The 16,023-nt window shown below is 70.2% G+C and carries 20 protein-coding genes; 5 read left to right on the forward strand and 15 right to left on the reverse strand.

Annotated elements, in window-relative coordinates; translation table 11 throughout:
• Positions 1–52: 52 nt before the first annotated feature.
• A complete protein-coding gene (gene rfbB, locus ACFFCN_RS06710) occupies positions 53–1,048 on the forward strand; it encodes a dTDP-glucose 4,6-dehydratase (RefSeq protein ID WP_375490371.1) in 996 nt (331 codons plus the stop codon).
• Positions 1,045–1,899: a dTDP-4-dehydrorhamnose reductase gene (gene rfbD / locus ACFFCN_RS06715; protein ID WP_375490372.1), complete on the forward strand. Its 855-nt coding sequence runs from the start codon at positions 1,045–1,047 to the stop codon at positions 1,897–1,899. The genes rfbB and rfbD overlap by 4 nt, the downstream gene beginning before the upstream one ends.
• Positions 1,900–1,912: 13 nt before the next feature.
• On the opposite strand, the gene ACFFCN_RS06720 is transcribed toward rfbD, so the two are convergent.
• From ACFFCN_RS06720 to ACFFCN_RS06730, 3 genes are all read right to left on the reverse strand, one after another.
• Positions 1,913–2,239, reverse strand: coding sequence for a DUF6221 family protein (locus ACFFCN_RS06720; RefSeq protein ID WP_375490373.1), 327 nt, complete (start codon positions 2,237–2,239; stop codon positions 1,913–1,915).
• Between the two features lie 142 nt (positions 2,240–2,381).
• Complete coding sequence (locus ACFFCN_RS06725) at positions 2,382–2,840, reverse strand: SET domain-containing protein (RefSeq protein ID WP_375490374.1); 459 nt, start codon at positions 2,838–2,840, stop codon at positions 2,382–2,384.
• Positions 2,833–4,293 carry a CHAD domain-containing protein gene (locus ACFFCN_RS06730; protein ID WP_375490375.1) on the reverse strand — a complete coding sequence of 487 codons (1,461 nt, stop codon included), beginning with the start codon at positions 4,291–4,293 and terminating at the stop codon, positions 2,833–2,835. Before ACFFCN_RS06730 ends, ACFFCN_RS06725 begins: the two co-directional genes overlap by 8 nt.
• A gap of 114 nt (positions 4,294–4,407) precedes the next feature.
• Here ACFFCN_RS06730 and ACFFCN_RS06735 point away from each other — a divergent pair, with 114 nt between their 5' ends.
• Positions 4,408–6,027 carry an esterase-like activity of phytase family protein gene (locus tag ACFFCN_RS06735; RefSeq protein WP_375490376.1) on the forward strand — a complete coding sequence of 540 codons (1,620 nt, stop codon included), beginning with the start codon at positions 4,408–4,410 and terminating at the stop codon, positions 6,025–6,027.
• Here the strand turns inward: ACFFCN_RS06735 and ACFFCN_RS06740 are convergent.
• From ACFFCN_RS06740 to ACFFCN_RS06765, 6 genes are read right to left on the reverse strand one after another with little or no spacing between them, the layout of a single operon-like run.
• The gene (locus ACFFCN_RS06740; RefSeq protein WP_375490377.1) at positions 6,014–7,129 is read right to left on the reverse strand and encodes a zinc-dependent alcohol dehydrogenase family protein; all 1,116 of its coding nucleotides are present in this window, start codon (positions 7,127–7,129) and stop codon (positions 6,014–6,016) included. The two genes, ACFFCN_RS06735 and ACFFCN_RS06740, sit on opposite strands and share 14 nt — an antisense overlap.
• A gap of 47 nt (positions 7,130–7,176) precedes the next feature.
• Positions 7,177–8,487: an NAD(P)/FAD-dependent oxidoreductase gene (locus ACFFCN_RS06745; RefSeq protein ID WP_375490378.1), complete on the reverse strand. Its 1,311-nt coding sequence runs from the start codon at positions 8,485–8,487 to the stop codon at positions 7,177–7,179.
• Positions 8,484–9,002: an isoprenylcysteine carboxyl methyltransferase family protein gene (locus ACFFCN_RS06750; protein WP_375490407.1), complete on the reverse strand. Its 519-nt coding sequence runs from the start codon at positions 9,000–9,002 to the stop codon at positions 8,484–8,486. The genes ACFFCN_RS06745 and ACFFCN_RS06750 overlap by 4 nt, the downstream gene beginning before the upstream one ends.
• Before the next feature lie 10 nt (positions 9,003–9,012).
• On the reverse strand, positions 9,013–10,089 hold the full coding sequence (locus tag ACFFCN_RS06755; RefSeq protein ID WP_375490379.1) for a type III polyketide synthase: 1,077 nt from the start codon (positions 10,087–10,089) through the stop codon (positions 9,013–9,015).
• A 38-nt stretch (positions 10,090–10,127) separates the two neighbouring features.
• On the reverse strand, positions 10,128–10,301 hold the full coding sequence (locus ACFFCN_RS06760; protein WP_375490380.1) for a hypothetical protein: 174 nt from the start codon (positions 10,299–10,301) through the stop codon (positions 10,128–10,130).
• Positions 10,302–10,304: 3 nt separating this feature from the next.
• Positions 10,305–10,634, reverse strand: coding sequence for an STAS domain-containing protein (locus ACFFCN_RS06765; protein WP_375490381.1), 330 nt, complete (start codon positions 10,632–10,634; stop codon positions 10,305–10,307).
• Positions 10,635–10,646: 12 nt separating this feature from the next.
• Here ACFFCN_RS06765 and ACFFCN_RS06770 point away from each other — a divergent pair, with 12 nt between their 5' ends.
• The gene (locus ACFFCN_RS06770; protein WP_375490382.1) at positions 10,647–11,078 is read left to right on the forward strand and encodes a YrhK family protein; all 432 of its coding nucleotides are present in this window, start codon (positions 10,647–10,649) and stop codon (positions 11,076–11,078) included.
• Positions 11,079–11,156: 78 nt separating this feature from the next.
• Here ACFFCN_RS06770 and ACFFCN_RS06775 read toward each other — a convergent pair whose 3' ends face one another.
• The 5 genes from ACFFCN_RS06775 to ACFFCN_RS06795 all read right to left on the reverse strand — a co-directional run bounded on the left by ACFFCN_RS06775 (position 11,157) and on the right by ACFFCN_RS06795 (position 14,249).
• Entirely contained in the window at positions 11,157–11,312 is a 156-nt protein-coding gene (locus ACFFCN_RS06775; RefSeq protein ID WP_375490383.1) for a DUF6131 family protein, read from the reverse strand.
• Between the two features lie 139 nt (positions 11,313–11,451).
• A complete protein-coding gene (locus ACFFCN_RS06780) occupies positions 11,452–12,153 on the reverse strand; it encodes an ANTAR domain-containing protein (protein WP_375490384.1) in 702 nt (233 codons plus the stop codon).
• Between the two features lie 64 nt (positions 12,154–12,217).
• Entirely contained in the window at positions 12,218–12,469 is a 252-nt protein-coding gene (locus tag ACFFCN_RS06785; RefSeq protein ID WP_375490385.1) for a DUF6458 family protein, read from the reverse strand.
• A 104-nt stretch (positions 12,470–12,573) separates the two neighbouring features.
• Entirely contained in the window at positions 12,574–13,962 is a 1,389-nt protein-coding gene (locus ACFFCN_RS06790) for a CHAP domain-containing protein (protein WP_375490386.1), read from the reverse strand.
• Positions 13,959–14,249 carry a hypothetical protein gene (locus ACFFCN_RS06795; protein WP_375490387.1) on the reverse strand — a complete coding sequence of 97 codons (291 nt, stop codon included), beginning with the start codon at positions 14,247–14,249 and terminating at the stop codon, positions 13,959–13,961. Before ACFFCN_RS06795 ends, ACFFCN_RS06790 begins: the two co-directional genes overlap by 4 nt.
• A 176-nt stretch (positions 14,250–14,425) precedes the next feature.
• Between ACFFCN_RS06795 and ACFFCN_RS06800 the strand changes: the two genes are divergently transcribed.
• Positions 14,426–15,010, forward strand: a complete 585-nt coding sequence (locus tag ACFFCN_RS06800; RefSeq protein WP_375490388.1) for a hypothetical protein — start codon at positions 14,426–14,428, stop codon at positions 15,008–15,010.
• A gap of 52 nt (positions 15,011–15,062) precedes the next feature.
• Here the strand turns inward: ACFFCN_RS06800 and ACFFCN_RS06805 are convergent, their stop codons facing one another.
• Complete coding sequence (locus ACFFCN_RS06805; protein ID WP_375490408.1) at positions 15,063–15,911, reverse strand: sigma-70 family RNA polymerase sigma factor; 849 nt, start codon at positions 15,909–15,911, stop codon at positions 15,063–15,065.
• Positions 15,912–16,023: the final 112 nt, after the last annotated feature.

The raw sequence follows: 16,023 nt of genomic DNA on the forward strand, positions 1-16,023 counted from the left end.
GCGGAGACGGACCTTCGGCCGCCGACGAGGCCGTCGTGGGAGAATGCCCGGCGTGCGGGTACTGATCACCGGTGGCGCCGGTTTCATCGGCGCGAACTTCGTCCACCACACCGTCGCCCATCGCCCGGACGACTCGATCGTGGTGTTGGACGCGATGACCTACGCGGCGAGCGAGTCGTCGTTGGACGCCGTGCGCGACCGCATCGAGCTGGTCGTGGGTGACGTCGCCGACGCCGCCCTGGTCGACAAGCTCGTCGCGGACACCGACATCGTGGTCCACTTCGCGGCCGAGTCGCACAACGACAACTCGCTGCGCGACCCGTCGCCGTTCGTGCAGACCAACCTCGTGGGCACGTTCACGCTGCTCGAGGCGGTCCGCCGGCACAGCGTCCGGCTGCACCACATCTCCACCGACGAGGTGTACGGCGACCTCGAACTCGACGATCCCCAGCGGTTCACCCCGCAGACGCCGTACCGCCCGTCCAGCCCGTACAGCGCAACGAAGGCCGGATCGGACCTGCTCGTGCGCGCGTGGGTGCGCTCGTTCGGCGTGCAGGCGACGATCTCGAACTGCTCGAACAACTACGGCCCGTACCAGCACATCGAGAAGTTCATCCCGCGCCAGATCACGAACGTGCTCAGCGGGCTGCGGCCGAAGCTCTACGGCGCCGGCGAGAACGTGCGCGACTGGATCCACGTCGACGACCACAACGCCGCGGTGTGGACGATCATCGACCGCGGCCGGATCGGCGACACGTACTTGATCGGCGCCGACGGCGAGGCGAACAACAAGCAGGTGCTCGAGACCATCCTCGAGCTGATGGACCAGCCGGCCGACGCGTACGACCACGTCACCGACCGCGCCGGACACGATCTGCGCTACGCGATCGACGCGAGCAAGTTGCGCACCGAGCTCGGCTGGTCGCCGCAGCACGCCGATCTGCGCGCCGGCCTGGCCGACACCATCCGCTGGTACGCCGACAACCAGTCGTGGTGGTCCGGCGCCAAGGACGAGATCGAGGCGCGTTACGCGCGGGCCGGTCAGTGAGCGGTTGGTTGGTCACCGGCGCGGGCGGGCAGGTGGCCACGCACGTGGTCGCGCGGCTGCGTGAGCTCGACGCGAACGTCACCGCGTGCAGCCGTGCCGAACTCGACATCGCCGATGCCGCCTCGGTACGCGCGGTGCTCGATCGGGTGCAACCGGACGTCGTCGTCAACACGGCCGCGTACACGAAGGTCGACGCGGCCGAGAACGAGGCAGACGCGGCGCACCGCGCGAACGCGACCGGCCCGCAGGTGCTGGCCGAGGAACTGACCGGTGCATCGACCCGGCTGCTGCACGTGTCGACCGACTACGTCTTCGACGGCACGGCGAGCGCGCCCTACGACGTCGACGACCCGACCGGTCCGCGCACGGTGTACGGGCGCACCAAGCTGGCCGGCGAGCAGGCGGTGCGCGCGCAGCGGCCGCAGGGGTCGTGCATCGTGCGCACCGCCTGGGTGTGCGGCGGGCCCGGGCCGAATTTCATCGACACGATGCTGCGCCTCGAGGGCGAGCGCGAGCGCCTCACCGTCGTCGACGACCAGATCGGCAGCCCGACGACGGCGGCCGACCTCGGCGCGGCGCTGGTCGAGCTCGGCCGCGCGCCCGGCGATCTTCCGGGCATCGTGCACTACGTCAATGCCGGACAGGCGTCCTGGTGTGATCTCGCTCGCGAGGTCTTCCGCCTCGCGGGCGCGGACCCGTCCCGGGTGGAGGCCATCGATTCCGCGTCCTACGCCTTCGCGACACCACGTCCGGCATGGTCGGTGTTGACCACGCGGTCGTGGACCGCAGCCGGGCTCAGCGCACCGCGCCCCTGGCAGCAGGCCGTCGCCGACGTCGTGCGCGCGCGCTGAAGCTGCCTGCGGCTCAGGTCCACTCGCCGCGGTAGCCGATGTGGTGTGCGTAGGTCGACGCCAACGCGCGTAGCGTCCGCCACGCCTCTTCGCGCACCTGGTGCTCGTTCGGCAGATCACGGAAGACGATCAGTTGCTGTGCCGCACCGATCACCTTGCGTTTGGCCCGGCAGTCCTGGCGGATGCGCCGCAGCGACAGCACGGAAGCGTCGGACGCGCCGTCCTGCGCATGTGCGGCACGGGCCTTGCGCTGCAGGCGGGCGATCTCTGCTTCGTCGTCGTCGATGCGCGCGAGCAGGAAACTGACAAGTTCTGCGACGTTGATACCGGTCGCCGTCATGGCGCCAGGCAGGTCGAAATGTTCACGGTGATCACTCTCGGGTCGTCCGAGCCCGGCTGTGACTTCAACCCGTACCTCGAGGACGCCTCCAACCTACTCGCGCCCGCCGACACGTGTCGGGGCGGTTCGCCCGGTGGTGCACTCAGCCGGCGAGCATCGTCCCGCGGCACTTCTTGGCGCCGCAGCGGCACGCGTACTGCTTGCGCAGCTTCTTGGTGACCTTGCCTTCGATCGTCAACTGGTAGTCGATGAACAGCTCCTCGCCGCGCTTGATCTTGCGCAGCGAACGGATCACGATCCGGCCGTCCTCGTCGGTCGTCTCGCAGTTGGGCTGGCAACCGTGGTTGATCCACCGCGCGTCGTTGCCGTCCTGGTCGCCGTCGATGACGCGGCCGTCGCCGAGGTCGAAGAAGAACGTGTGGTCGTCGTCCTGCTCGCCGTCGGCCCAGCGGTCCTGCGCCTCGTCCCACGAGATGACCCGACCGCCGTAGTGGATGAGCTCCTCGTCGGCACTGATCGCGCGGCCGGCGAACACCCCGCGGCCGTGCACCTCGGAATCGCGGACCACCAACCGGTCATCGGCCTTGGCGCGCTTAGCCAAGACGCTTCGGCGCTGATCGCACGGCCATGCGCGCCGCCTCCTGTTCCTGTGCCCAGAGAATGCCGAAGGTGAAGCCGTTCTCGCCCGGGGTCGTACCCGCCCGCGCGCCGGCCAGCCGCAGGAACTCGGTGGCCACCACGCTGTCCTGCAGGTCGCCGAGCTCGTCCTGCAGCGACTTCAGCCGCTTGACCAGGTTGCGGGCCTGCTTGCCGAGCACCGGTTCGGCCAGTTCGGCGACGTAGCGGGCACGCTTGCCGGCCTTGCGGGCCCGGTGCAGCGCCTCTTCGGGATCCGGTGCGCTGCGCGCGTTCTTGAGCCGCTTGTTGACCTTGCGTTCGGCCGCCTCGAGATAGTCGGCGAGGTCATGGCTGCGCCGATCGGGCGTCACCCAGGGCAGCTCCTGCGACCACGATCGCAGCGTGGCGAGCAGCGCCCGGTACCGCTCCCCGGACCGGGCCTCGGCCAGGGTCCGTCGGGCGTCCCGCTCGCGGGTCGACAACGACTCCTCGATGCGGGCCTGCACCGGCCCCAGCACGATCTCCGGCGCCAAGGCGGACACCGCGGCGCGCAGCCGCTCGCGCAACACCTGACAGTCGCGCACCGCGCCGAGCAGACCGCCGTACCAGCGCAGCTCGCTCTCCAGCGCGCGGGCGCGCTCGGCGTCGAACTCCTGCGCGAAGACGCGCAGCACACTGCGCAGCCGGCGGGTGCCGACGCGTGCGACGTGCACGACGTTGTGGTCGCGCCGCAGGTCCACGTCGGTGCGGACGATGACGTCGCACTGCTCGCGGACGAACCCGCCGATCACCTCGTGCAGCGAGTCGCCGGCGCGCTTGGCCGCGGGCGTGGGTGGCTCGTCATCGGCGGCCAGAGCGCGCGCGAGCTTCGAGCGCGATGTCGACTCGCTCGCCCCGGACTTGATTAGTCGGCGGCCGGCCTGCTTGAGCAGCGACGCATCGCCGTCCACCAGCTCGACCTCGACCTCGCGCCACTGGCGCATCGTCGCGGGGCGGCCCAGCGCCGTCGCATCGACGTGGTCGTCGGCGACCTCGAGCAGGACGGTGGCGTTCGGGTCGGCCAACCGATAGGCCGTGCGCCGGGTGTGCAGGATCGCGATTGGCCGCAATGCCGCCCCGCCGGTGAGGCCGACGACGAGGTCGCTCAGTGCGGCGGGCGGTTCGGTGCTGTCGTCCAGCGACTCGTGGATCTCGTCGCGGGCCTGCTTGCCGGCAGGGATCTTGAGGTGCCAGCCCTCGTCGGCATCACCGGTGCGTCGCCGCAGCGTGATGTGCCCGCGCAACAGGTCGTAGTCCTCGGTGTCGAAGTAGGTGGTGTGCAGCTCCTGCTGATGCTGCTCGACGGTGGCGCCGTCCGGACCGAGGGTGCTGACGTCCGGTACGGACCACCCGTCCGGTACCTCGAACTTCACCTCGCGTTCGTGAATCTCGTGCACGCGCACAGTCAATCACCTACCGGTTAGTTCACGTTCTGGTCGCCCTGGTGTCGGCGAACGGACACCAGACCTGGCGAGGGTTGGCGCAGACCACCGCTCGTCGAGGAGTGACCGATGCACATCAGCAAACCGAAGATCGTCGGTGCGGGCGTCGCGCTCGCCACCACCTTCACCCTGGCGACCGGCTTGGCGAACGCCAGCGCCGGTCCGCACCGTGCGGCATCCGCGCGGCCGGACAGCTACCGCGTGCGCCACGACAGCACGCTGACGGTTCGCGGTCGCGGCGTGTTCGCGAACGACCCGAACTCCCTGACCACGGTCGTGCGCAACACCGTCCCCGCGCACGGCAAGCTGTCCCTGCAGCCGGACGGCGCGTTCGCCTACACGCCGGACGCCGGCTTCACCGGCACCGACACCTTCCAGTACACGACGAGCGACGCCGTCGACCTCTTCCGCACGCACCTGCCCCCGCTGGCGACGATCGGCGGCGTGCCGGTCACGGCGGGCGCGTACGGGTCGTCCCTCGCGCGCGTGCCGGGCCGCAGCGACGAGTTCTACGGCCTCACCGACCGCGGCCCGAACGTCGACGGCCCGAACGGCACCAAGGTCGAGCCACTACCGGACTTCACGCCGGCGATCGGCAAGTTCAAGCTGCACGACGGCAAGGCCGATCTGCTGCGCAAGATCGACCTGCACGCGGCCGATGGCACGCCCTACGACGGGCAGGTGAACTGCCAGGCCAGCACCGGCGAGACGATCACCGACAACGATGGCACGGTGCTGCCCTGCTCGGACACGGGATACGACCCGGAGGGTCTGGTGGCACTTCCCGACGGGACGTTCTGGGTATCGGATGAGTACGGGCCGTTCATCACGCACTTCGACCGCAACGGCCGGCAGATCGGCCGCCTCTCGCCGTTCGACCACTCGCTGCCTCGCGAACTCGCCAACCGGGTGCCGAACAAGGGCATGGAGGGTCTGACGATCACGCCCGACGGCCACACTCTCGTCGGCATCATGCAGTCGGCGCTGCAGCAGCCCGACCTGACGAAGAAGCCGGGCAACGTCGCGCCGCTGCGCATCGTGACCGTCGACCTGCGGACGTTCGCCGAGCACGAGTACGTCTACCTGCTCGACGACCCGAAGACGAACAGCGGCGCGGTCAGCGAGATCACCGCGTTGTCGAACACGTCGTTCCTCGTCGACGAGCGCGACGGCAATTTCGAGCCGAACGCGTACAAGAAGCTCTTCAAGATCGACCTGTCCGGCGCCACGGACGTCGGGCCGCAGGCGTCGGTGCCGGGAGCGACCTACGACGCCGGCCACGGCGGCCTGCTGATCGGCTCGACCAAGCAGACGATCGAGGGTTACACCCAGAACGACACGACGACCGCTGCGGCGGCGAGCGACCTGGCGGCCGCGCACATCACGCCGGTCGGCAAGTCCCTGGCGGTGGACGTGGGCGGCCTGGTGACCGGCCTGGACCCGACCGGCGGGTTCTTCGGCCATGACAAGATCGAGGGCGTTGCCGCGTTGCACGGCGGCCGGACGTTGGTGCTGAGCAACGACAACGACTTCGGCATCGACGGCACGGCGCAGGACACCCCGCCGTTCGGCGTGCACGCGAAGATCCTGCCGAACGGGCAGCAGGACGACGGCGAGTACCTGGCCGTGCACACCGACCGGCTGCCGGCCAGCACCACCACTGCCACGGTGACGATCACCGTCCGCTGACGGCCCCAACCCGCCTTCCCCCCCGGGATGGTCCGCGTCGGGCCCCCGCGTCGCCACCATCCCGGCGGGCGAGCGAGGTACAGGGGCCGGGGCGGGAGGGGCAGGTGTGGCGGCCGGCGGCGCCGCTGAACCGGCCGTGCGCGAGGTCGGCAAGGGCACGGTCGGCCTCGGCCATCGGATAGGCGGTCGTGGTGGCGCGGATGCCGTGCCGCGCGGCGAGGCGCAGGAACTGCTCGCCGTCGGCGCGGGTGTTGGCGGTGACGCTGCGCAGCTGGCGCTCCTCGAACAGCTCGGCGGCGTAGTCCAGCGGCGGGATGTCGGACAGCCAGATGCCGGCCACGGCCAGCGTGCCGCCCGGCGCGAGCGCGCGCAGGGCCACCGGCACGAGCTCGCCGGCCGGCGCGAACAGGATCGCGCTGTCCAGCGGTTCGGGCGGCTCATCGTCCGCGCCGCCGACCGAGTCGGCGCCCAGCCGACGGGCGAGGTCCTGGTTTCCGGCGCCGCGAGTCAACACATGCACGCGGGTGCCTTCGTGCAGCGCGAGCTGCGCCGTCAGGTGGGCGCTCCCGCCGAAGCCGTAGATGCCGAGTGACCCACCGCGCGGGACGTCGGCGCGCAGCAGCGCGCGATACCCGATGATGCCCGCACACAGCAGCGGCGCGGCCTGCTCGTCGTCGATCGCGTCCGGCAGCGGGTAGACGAATGCCTCGTCGGCCAGGCAATGGTCGGCGTAGCCGCCGTCGACGTCCCAGCCGGTGAAGACGGGCTCGCGGCACAGGTTCTCCCGCCCGCTGCGGCAGTAGGCGCAGGTGCCGTCCGTGCCGGCGAGCCACGCGACGCCGATGCGGTCGCCCTCGCTGAACCGGCGCACGCCGTCGCCGACCGCGTCCACGACTCCGACGATCTCGTGCCCCGGCGTCGTCCGCGGCCGGTGGGGTGCCAGATCACCCTCGGCGAGGTGCAGGTCGGTCCGGCACACGCCGCAGCACACGACGCGCACGCGTACCTGGCCCGCACCGGGCTGCGGCACCTCGCGCTCGATGCGCCGCAACGGGCCGTCGTCGATCGGACGCGGGTGGTCCACGATCCACGCCTGATCCATGCGCAGCTCTTACCCATCACGACCTGGGTCGCCGCCGACCAGGCGGGCTAGCGCTGGGGCAGGACGGCGCGCGCCTGCTCGCGCGCCAGCCGGACCACGTCGCGGGTCACCGGCCGGATCGCCGCGGGCCCGCTGCTCACCGCACGCAGGACGGCGGACCCGGCCCGACGGGCGGTGAGCAGATCGGTGCTGCGCAGATCGCGGTTGAGCAGCGCGGCGAACGGCAGGCCGCCGTCGCGCTCGGCGACATCGCGGATCATCTCGCGCATGACCGGCCCGGCCGGGCCCGCTGCGGCCATCCCCGCGGCGAACCAGTGCATGTCGCGGCAGTCCTTGTCGCGCCAGCGTCCCCATTGCCGCAGCTCGTGGTCGGGGTCGCCGTCGGCGTCCAGGCCGCGGACGAGCGCGGACGACAGCGTCTCGGCCTGCCGCAGCGCGTCGGTGATGCCCTGCGCGGCGGACGGGTCCTTGAAGTTGCCCGCGTCGCCGGTCAGCACCCAGCCAGGGCCCGTGGCGCTGCGGAGGTAGCCGCGCCAGTCCGGCACGACCCGCATCGGCCCGACGCGCTCGGCGCCGTCGAGCACCCCGGCGAGCGCGGGCCAGCGGCGCAGCTCGGTCGCAAAGGCCTTGTCGCGATCGGCGAGGAATGCCGTGCGCTGGCTGATGGCCGGGACGACGCCGGCCAGCTGCAGGCCGCCGTCGGTCGGGCAGGCGAGCAGCGCGCTGGTGCCGATGCGCCCGATCCGCAGCCTGCCGCCGTCGTCGGCCGCGCCCTCGAAGTAGGCCCACGCGGCCATCCGCGGCGCCGGGTAGACCGCGTACTCGCGAGCGTCGACCTCGCGCGCCACGAACGACTTCCGCCCGTCCGCGCCGACCACGACCCGTGCCCGCACGTCACCGGCCGCGGTACGCACACCGCTCACGCGCTCGCCGTCGCGCAGCAGTGCGGTGGCGGCGGTCCGCGTGCGCACGTCGGCACCGGCATCCGCAGCAGCTCGCAGCAGCACCTCGTCCAGCACGGTGCGGCGCACGCACAGTCCCGGGGTGTTGCCGGTCGACAGGTGCCGGTCGGCACGCGGGTCACACAGGTCGGCGTCGAGCGTCACGCCGTCATAGAGCAGCGTGTACCGGCGCAGCGGCGCGGCGCCGGCGGCGTCCAGCGCGGCACGCGCGCCGAGCCGCTCGAGCGCGGCAGTGCCCCGCGGCTGGATGATGTGCGTGGACGGCGTGTCGCTCGGAAAATGCGCGCGGTCGAGCACGCACACGCGCAACCCGAGCCGGGCGAGGTGGACCGCGAGCGGTGCGCCGGCACACCGGCCGCCCACGATCGCGACGTCGTACTGCGCAGCCGGGCTCATGCGTAGACCTCACGCAGGGCGAGGTTCTCCGCGTGGATGCGCACGCTCAGCAGCAGCGCGTTGAGCGCGGTGAAGGCGATCGCGGTGATCCATGCCGAATGGACGAGCGGCAGGGCGAGCCCCTCGATCACCACGGCGACGTAGTTCGGGTGACTGAACCACCGGTAGGGCCCACCCTCGACGCGTCGGAGTCCGGGCACGACCACAATGCGGGTGTTCCACTGCGGACCCAGGGTGCGGATGCACCACCACCGCAGTGCCTGCCCGGCGAGCACCAGCGCGAGCATCGGCCAGCCGAGGCCGGGCACGAAGGTCCGGTCGGCCAGCCAGACCTCGAGCACACAGCCGGCGAGCAGCCCGGTATGGAGCGCGACCATCGCCGGGTAGTGCCCGAACGAGTACTCCCGCCCACCTCGGCTCAAGCTCGACTCGAGGTTGCGCTTGGCGACGACGAGTTCGGCCAGCCGTTCCAGCCCGACCAGGGCCACCAGACCGGTGTAGAGCCACTGGCTCAGCACGGTCCGGTCACCAGCGCAGCAGGACGAGCTCGGCGGCGAAACCCGGGCCCATGGCCATCAGCAGGCCCCAGTCGCCGCGCTGCGCCGGTCGCTGGTCGAGGGTGTCGCGCAGGACGTGCAGCACGGACGCCGAGGACAGGTTGCCGATCGAGTTCAACGAGTTCCAGGTCATCGCCAGGTCGTCGTCGGACAACCCCAGCACCTTCTCGATCGCCTCGATGACCTTCGGTCCGCCCGGATGGGAGATCCATCGGCTGATGTCGGACATCGTCAGGTCGTGCCGGTCGAGCAGCGCGGCGACGTCGTCGGCCAGGTACTCGACGACCAGGTCGGGCACCTCGGCACCGAGCACGATCTTGAAACCCTGCGAACCGACGTCCCAGCCCATCGCGCGGTCCGTGTTCGGGTACAGGTGGCTGACCGAGTCCACGACACGCGGGACGTTTGTTGCCGTGCCGGACGTCGCAGACGGATGCTGGGCGCCGACGGCCACCACTGCCGCCGCGCCGTCGCCGAACAGCCCGGACGCCACCATGTTCGCGGTGCTCTCGTCGCCGCGCTGCACGGTCAGCGAGCACAGCTCCACCGACACGAGCACGGCCACCGCGTCCGGCGCGCCGCGCAGCAGATCGTGCACCCGCGCTATGCCGGCGGCGCCGGCCAGGCAGCCGAGGCCGAGCATCGGGATGCGCTTGACGTCCGGGCGTAACCCGATGCGGGCCGCGATCCGCGCCTCGAGCGAGGGCACGGCCACGCCGGTGACCGTCGTCGAGACAATGAAGTCGACGTCGGCGGGGGTCAGGCCGGCTTCCTCGAGTGCCTGGACCACCGCCGTGGCGCCCAAATCCGTCGCCGCACCGAGGAACGCGTCGTTGGCGTCGGTGAACCCGTCCAGCTCGGCGTACCGCTCGATCGGCAACGCCAGGTGCCGGGTGCCGACGCGCGAGCTGTTGTGCAGTCGGCGTACGAGCGCGTGGGAGCGACCCTGGCCGGTGAGCACGAGTTCGGCGAACTTGTCGGTCAGCTCTTCCTGGGGATAGCGGTGCCGCGGCAGGACCGCCGACACGCCCACGAGTGAGGTCATCACCTCAAGGTGTACCCCGGATCGCGGCGGGCTGGATGTCAGGTGCGTCTCTGCCGCTCGGCGTCCAGCTCGCCACGGACGTCGGCCAGCGCGCCGTTCTCGAGGCCGTCAGCGTGGTCGCAGACCGCCCGGGCCACGACGTCCACCGGCAGTTCGGCGAACTCCTCGGCCAGGTCCTCGATGCTTTGCACGGCGATGCGTTCGAGTTCCACGCGTCATCGGGCCCGTGCGGCGGGTCGGCACGGCTTTCGTACGTGCGGCGGCTCCCCCGGCCCGTCGGCGACGAACAGTGCCTCGTCGAGGTGGCTGATCGCCAGCAACCGCGCGATGATCGGCGCGACACCGGTCAGCACCAACGTCCCGTGGCACGCGAGTTGGCGATTGTGCGCCTCGACGAGCACGAGCAGGCCTGCGGAATCGCAGAAGGTCACGCCGGACAGATTGACCCGCACGAACAGACGGCCGAGCGCGGCCTGCTCACGCAACACACGGTCGACCACAGCGGTGTTCGACACGTCGAGCTCACCGATCAGCGCAACGGTCACGCTGTCGCGATCGTGGACGATGACATCCACGTCGAGATCGGTGGCACGGTCGGCGCGCAGGGCCAGCTTCACCGAAGGCACGCCGCGGCCCAGGACGTCAGACGGGTATCAGCAGACATTATGAGACTCCTCGATCCGCGACTGGCGGACCTCACTCCCGCACATGCCGCGATGTTCTGGCGTTATCAGATAGTCCGGACGCTCGTCGATTTCGGCGCGGCTGCGTGCTTCGTCATAGGTAGCGCGTTCTTCTTCTTCGCCGACCTGACCATTCAGGCCGATTGGCTGTTCCTCGTCGGCTCGATCTTGTTCGCGCTCAAGCCGACGATCGACGTGGTGCGCTCGGCGCACTTGAACAAGCTGCCGCACGATCTGCACGACCTTGCCGAAGACGCCGACGACGCAGTCGAACCGCATACGAAGGGGGCCGAGGCCCGCCGGTGACGGGGGTGCACCGGCGGGCCTGGCGATCCGGGGGCTAGCGGTGACGGGGGTGCATCGGTAGCCCCGCGATCCGGGCGGTCAGTAGTAGTGCCGGCGACCGCCGACCTCGTGCCCGACGAAGCCGAGCAACGCGAGAATCGCGCCGATGACGACAGCGATGATGCCCAGCGTCCAGACGATGGCGATCTTGGCTACGAATCCGATAATCAGCAGCACAATGCCGAGGACGATCATGGTGGAACCCCCTACCTCAACCGCTGCTGCTCGACCAGAAGGCGCTTGGGGCGCGAGGGTCGGGCACAAGCGGTGAATAGCCGCGGGGTCCGGGCGGCGATGACCTACTCAGTATGCACGCCCCGGTGCCGGGCGCAAGTCAACTGCGGCCGTTGTCGACGATCTGTACGGCGATGTCGCGGACCTTGCGACGTTCGGTACGGGCCTGGCTGCGAATCCGGTCGAACGCCTCGCGCGCCGAGATCCCGTGCTGATGCATGAGCACGCCCTTGGCCTGCTCGATCGCCGCGCGCGAGTCCAGTGCGCCCTGCAGTTGCGTGGCGAGCGCACCCTGCTCCTCGGCCTGCACCATGCTCGCGATGAGCAGCGCGGCGAGATCTGTGAAGGCAAGCAGCGCCAGCTCACCCTCGGGGGACCACGGGTGGCGATCCTCGGACACGACGCCGACGACGCCGATGGCCTGCTGGTTGTACGGAATCGGGCTGGCCAGCACCGCGCAGATGCCGCTCGACAATGCCGTCGACGCGAACGCCGGCCACCGCTCGTCCGTGCGCAGATCCTCGACGCAGACGAGTTCCCTGTCGCGGAACGACGAGATGCACGGACCCTCGTCGTGCTCGAGCTGCACGCGCTCGAGGTGTTCGAACCGGGTGTCGGAGACGGCCACATTGCGCAGACGATCCTCGTCGTCGACCAGCATGAGGCCGGCGCCGTCCACGTCGAAGATCTGGTGAGTGGTCATGACGATCTGGTGCATGGCCTCGTCGACCTGCGTCTCGCCGAAGCGCAACGTGCCGAGCTCGGTCATCGCACGCCGGACGTCGGCAACAGAGACGGTCACGACGCACAGTATGCGGCAGGCCGGACCGCACTCCCGACCTGTCCCGCGGACAGGTTCGAATCGATCAGTACGGGTAGTCCACGGGCGGCGGCTCGGCGACCGTGGTGCGGGTGGCACCGTACGGGCCGCGGTGCACGACGTCGGTACGACGGCGAGCTGTCGCGTAAACGATCTCGGCGACCAGCCAGACGGCGCCGACGATCAGCAGGATGAGCCCGACGGTCTGGAAGTTGACCCCGTGACTGCTTTGCGTCGACACGGCGAACTTGAGCACCGCTCCGAGCGCGATCACGAACAGCGCGCCACCGATCCGCATCGGTTTCTCCCTACCTCACCTGGACAGTTGAGATCATGTTTCCCCACTGTCAAGTTCTCTAACGATCAACAGCATTGGCGAGCTCCGGTCGGGACTCGCCCGCGTCACGTCGCCTTGGGGTAGGGCTTCCAGAAGTCGTAAGTGCCGTCGTTGGCGCGATGGCCCTGAACGACGCGCAGGTCCCCCGGCCCGGCGTTTCCCTCGGAGGTCTGGAAACTGCCGTCCGCGTTGACCTTGGTGACGATCCCGGTGTGCTGGCCGTCCTTGTACAAGAAGATGTCGCCGACGTGCGGCTCGCCTTCCAGCTGGTGGTGCGCGGAGGCGTACTTGATCGCGTTGCTCACCGAGTCGAAGCCGCGCGGCCCGTCGATGGGTGGCAGCGGCGTGCCTGCGTGCGCGAACACCCAGGACACATAGATGCCGCACCAGGCGACGCCGTTGTCACCGAACCACGCGCCGTACTTCGTGCGGTCGTAATAGGTCTCCTCCGTGTGCTGCGTCTTCGCCAGCTTGACCACCGCCTCGGCGCGGCGGGATGCGCCCTTCGGAGCACTGTGTTCGGTGCGCTCGATCCGGCCGCCGTGCAGGGCGGCGACCACGGCTTCCCATCCCTGCGGTGCGTGCTTCGGGCGCGGATTTTCCTTGACGAATCGCTGCGCGACGCCCGGGCCACCGTGGCCGGGTCCATGCGCGTCGGCCTTCTCGGCCAGGGTATGGATCGAGCGGCAGTACTCGGAGATGTCGTTCAACTGCCGCGCGTTGCTGTCCAGGCTCTGCTTCGCAGCGGTGAGCCACTCGAACAGGCCGTTGATGTTGTCGCGCAGGTAGTCCTCGGACAGGCTGGCGATCGGTGCCGCGAGCTGCAGCTGCGTGCGGGTCAACTGCGCGCGAACGCCGGCAATGTCCGTGCTTGCGTGCTGGTACTTGCCGCGCAGCCGGTCGAGTTCGGGCAGGTCGAGCACAACCATGTCATGCCTGGTGGACGGAGCTCCCGGGTTCGGCGGCCCGTCGTGCTTGTGGTGCTGGTTGTGGTGCTTCGGGTCGTGGTGTTTGCCGCCGCCTTGTTGATCGGTGATCCAGCCCGGGTGCTCGCGCACCTGAGCAGCGGCGGTCTGCACGTTCGGGGCCGGTGAGCTGCCGTGCCATGTCCCCCACGGCGAGGCCGCCACGGCCGCAGTGGTCTTCGCCGGGGCTGCACCGGACCGCAGGTCGTGCAAGACGCCTGCGTAGTCGGATTCGCGCAGCGTCGATGCCGTCTCGCGTAACCCCGTCTGGTAGTCGGGGTAGACGGCGACGCCGGCGGAGTTGCCTGGCAACTTGCCGTACTTCGCGCTGTCGAGCGTCGTGTTGAGCGGGTTCCAGTGCGCACCGTTGTGGAAATGGCCGCCCTCGGCCTCCTCCCACGCGAGCACGGAGACCATGTTGTTGCGGTTCACCGGCGCGTCCAGCTTCGTGAGCAGGGCAGCCGCCCAGGACTGCGGCGTGACGCTCATCGCGCGCCCACCGTCAGCGGCTGGGGGATGGCCTCGCCGGGATGCCGGGCAGCCCGGTCGAGCCAGTCGTGCAGCTCGCGAAGATAGTCCAGCTGCTCGGACAGGTAGTGGTGCTGCTGCCCGGCCTGCCACTGGTAATAGCGTTCCGAACCGCCGCGCCAGTTCAGGTGCCGGCGCGCGGACTCGATGGTCTGCAACGTCTGTTCGACCTGCTGGATCAGCTTGCCCACCGTGTCGCGGGCGTCGGCCCATTCCGACGCGTGCGGGTGCGTGCCGTGATGACTCATGACGACTCCTCGACGAGTGCTCGACCTGTCGCTGCCACGTTGATCCACAGTCTGGTGCATCTACGCCGAACCGCAATCCGGACGACTGGGGCGGCATCCGGGGTAGACACGAGTTATCCGCGGGGCCTGCTCGGTGATCTGCCGGTGACCCGGTCGGCCCGGATCGAGGTAAACGCATGCGCACTCCGCCCAATCCGCTTGCTCGCGCGTTGGACGCGGCGACCCAGGGCCCGGACTTCGCCCGAAAGTTCGTCGGCCTGCTCCCCCAGGCCGCGGACGTGCTGGACGCCGCGCAACGGGCGATCGACCGGTTCGAGGCCGTCCTGGACCGGCTGGAGCGCAGCGAAGCGCGGTTGCGCGCCGTCATCGAGGACGTGTCGTCGTCCGAGCGCGCCGCGCGAGGGCTCATCGATGACGTGAGCGCGCTGGAGCAGCGGGCCCGGGTCGGTGTCGAGCGCTACGAACCCGTGCTGGAGAAAGCGCACGAGACGGCGGCGTACGTGACCGAGCGGATCGGGCCGGCCGAGGTCGATGCAGTGGTGGCCTATCTGCAGTACGAATCCACACTGCGCCGGATCGACGAGGAGTTGCTGCCTGCGATGGCGACGCTGCACACCGTCGCGCCCGACCTGACCGAGCTGGTGGCCGTGTCCAGAGGACTCAACGAGATCATGGGATCGCTGCCCGGTCTTGGTCGTGTCAAAAGGCGCGTCGACGAGGAATTGTCCGACGCCGACCCCGACGCCGATGGTGCCGGCTGACCGGTCCGGCGGGTGCGGCGGTGTCGCGCAGCGGCCCGATCCTGGGCCTTGATCACGTCGCCGGCCGGGTAGACAAGCCGTCCCGGTTGCGTCGATGCACCGTGCGCAGCGTGTCCGGTTCGGCGCGGAACACCACGCCGCGCACCACTGCGTCGGCGATCGTGAAGTCGAACGCAACCTTGGCCTCGCCGCGGTGGAACCATGCGGCGCCCGGCCGTGCGTGCACGAAGGCCGCCACGGCTGCCTTCGCGGCGCCGTTGAAGAACTCCGCGACCTGGGCTGCGCCCGAGATGCGCGTCGGGGTGCCGAGGGCGATGGCGGCGGCGTCGGCACTGAGCTGTGCATCGGGTGCGAGCAACGCGAGCAGCCGGTCGAACTCGCCGTGCCGGGCCGCGGCGAGGAACGCCTCGACGACCTCCCAGTCGGACAGTGAGTCCTGTGGCGCCGGCTGCGCCACCTTCGCCCGCGCCCGCGAGGCGAGTTTGCGTGCGGCCGCGGGCGACGTCTCGAGCATCTCGGCGATGGTGGCGAAATCGAAGCCGAAGCTGTCGTGCAGCACGAAGGCAACCCGTTCGGCCGGGCTCAAGCGATCGAGCACCACCTGCAGCGCGATCCCGACGGTGTCCGCCAACGCGATGTCGTCGGCGGGGTCGGGTGCGGCCGCGTCGGTCTCGACGTCCTCGACCGGTAGCGGTACCCGCGCGCGCAGCCGGTCCAGACACAACCGCGTCGTCACCGTGGTCAGCCAGCCCGGCAGGTTCTGGAGCTGCACGGCGTTGGCGTGCAGGCGCAGCCACGCCTGCTGGACGACGTCCTCGGCCTCCGTCGGGTCGCCGAGCACCCGTGCGGCCAACCGCACCAGACGCGGCCGCTCCGCCGCGAACACCACGTCGTCTTCCACCGCGTTCACCCCTCGCAGTCTGGCCGTCACCACCATGACGAGCAGCACGACACACATGTGACCGAGGTGCGCGTCGACCGTCGCGACGCTGACTTCCCCGGACCACCGGAGT

This window comes from uncultured Jatrophihabitans sp. (assembly GCF_964246335.1).
GTDB lineage: Bacteria > Actinomycetota > Actinomycetes > Mycobacteriales > Jatrophihabitantaceae > Jatrophihabitans.

What these genes read in the sequence shown, in the direction of transcription:
- ACFFCN_RS06800 (WP_375490388.1), top strand. Translation starts at nt 14,426, where the DNA reads ATGCGCACTCCGCCCAATCCGCTTGCTCGCGCGTTGGACGCGGCGACC.
- ACFFCN_RS06720 (WP_375490373.1), bottom strand. Translation starts at nt 2,239, where the DNA reads ATGACGGCGACCGGTATCAACGTCGCAGAACTTGTCAGTTTCCTGCTC.
- ACFFCN_RS06795 (WP_375490387.1), bottom strand. Translation starts at nt 14,249, where the DNA reads ATGAGTCATCACGGCACGCACCCGCACGCGTCGGAATGGGCCGACGCC.
- ACFFCN_RS06790 (WP_375490386.1), bottom strand. Translation starts at nt 13,962, where the DNA reads ATGAGCGTCACGCCGCAGTCCTGGGCGGCTGCCCTGCTCACGAAGCTG.
- ACFFCN_RS06735 (WP_375490376.1), top strand. Translation starts at nt 4,408, where the DNA reads ATGCACATCAGCAAACCGAAGATCGTCGGTGCGGGCGTCGCGCTCGCC.
- ACFFCN_RS06755 (WP_375490379.1), bottom strand. Translation starts at nt 10,089, where the DNA reads ATGACCTCACTCGTGGGCGTGTCGGCGGTCCTGCCGCGGCACCGCTAT.
- ACFFCN_RS06785 (WP_375490385.1), bottom strand. Translation starts at nt 12,469, where the DNA reads ATGCGGATCGGTGGCGCGCTGTTCGTGATCGCGCTCGGAGCGGTGCTC.
- ACFFCN_RS06745 (WP_375490378.1), bottom strand. Translation starts at nt 8,487, where the DNA reads ATGAGCCCGGCTGCGCAGTACGACGTCGCGATCGTGGGCGGCCGGTGT.
- ACFFCN_RS06740 (WP_375490377.1), bottom strand. Translation starts at nt 7,129, where the DNA reads ATGGATCAGGCGTGGATCGTGGACCACCCGCGTCCGATCGACGACGGC.
- ACFFCN_RS06775 (WP_375490383.1), bottom strand. Translation starts at nt 11,312, where the DNA reads ATGATCGTCCTCGGCATTGTGCTGCTGATTATCGGATTCGTAGCCAAG.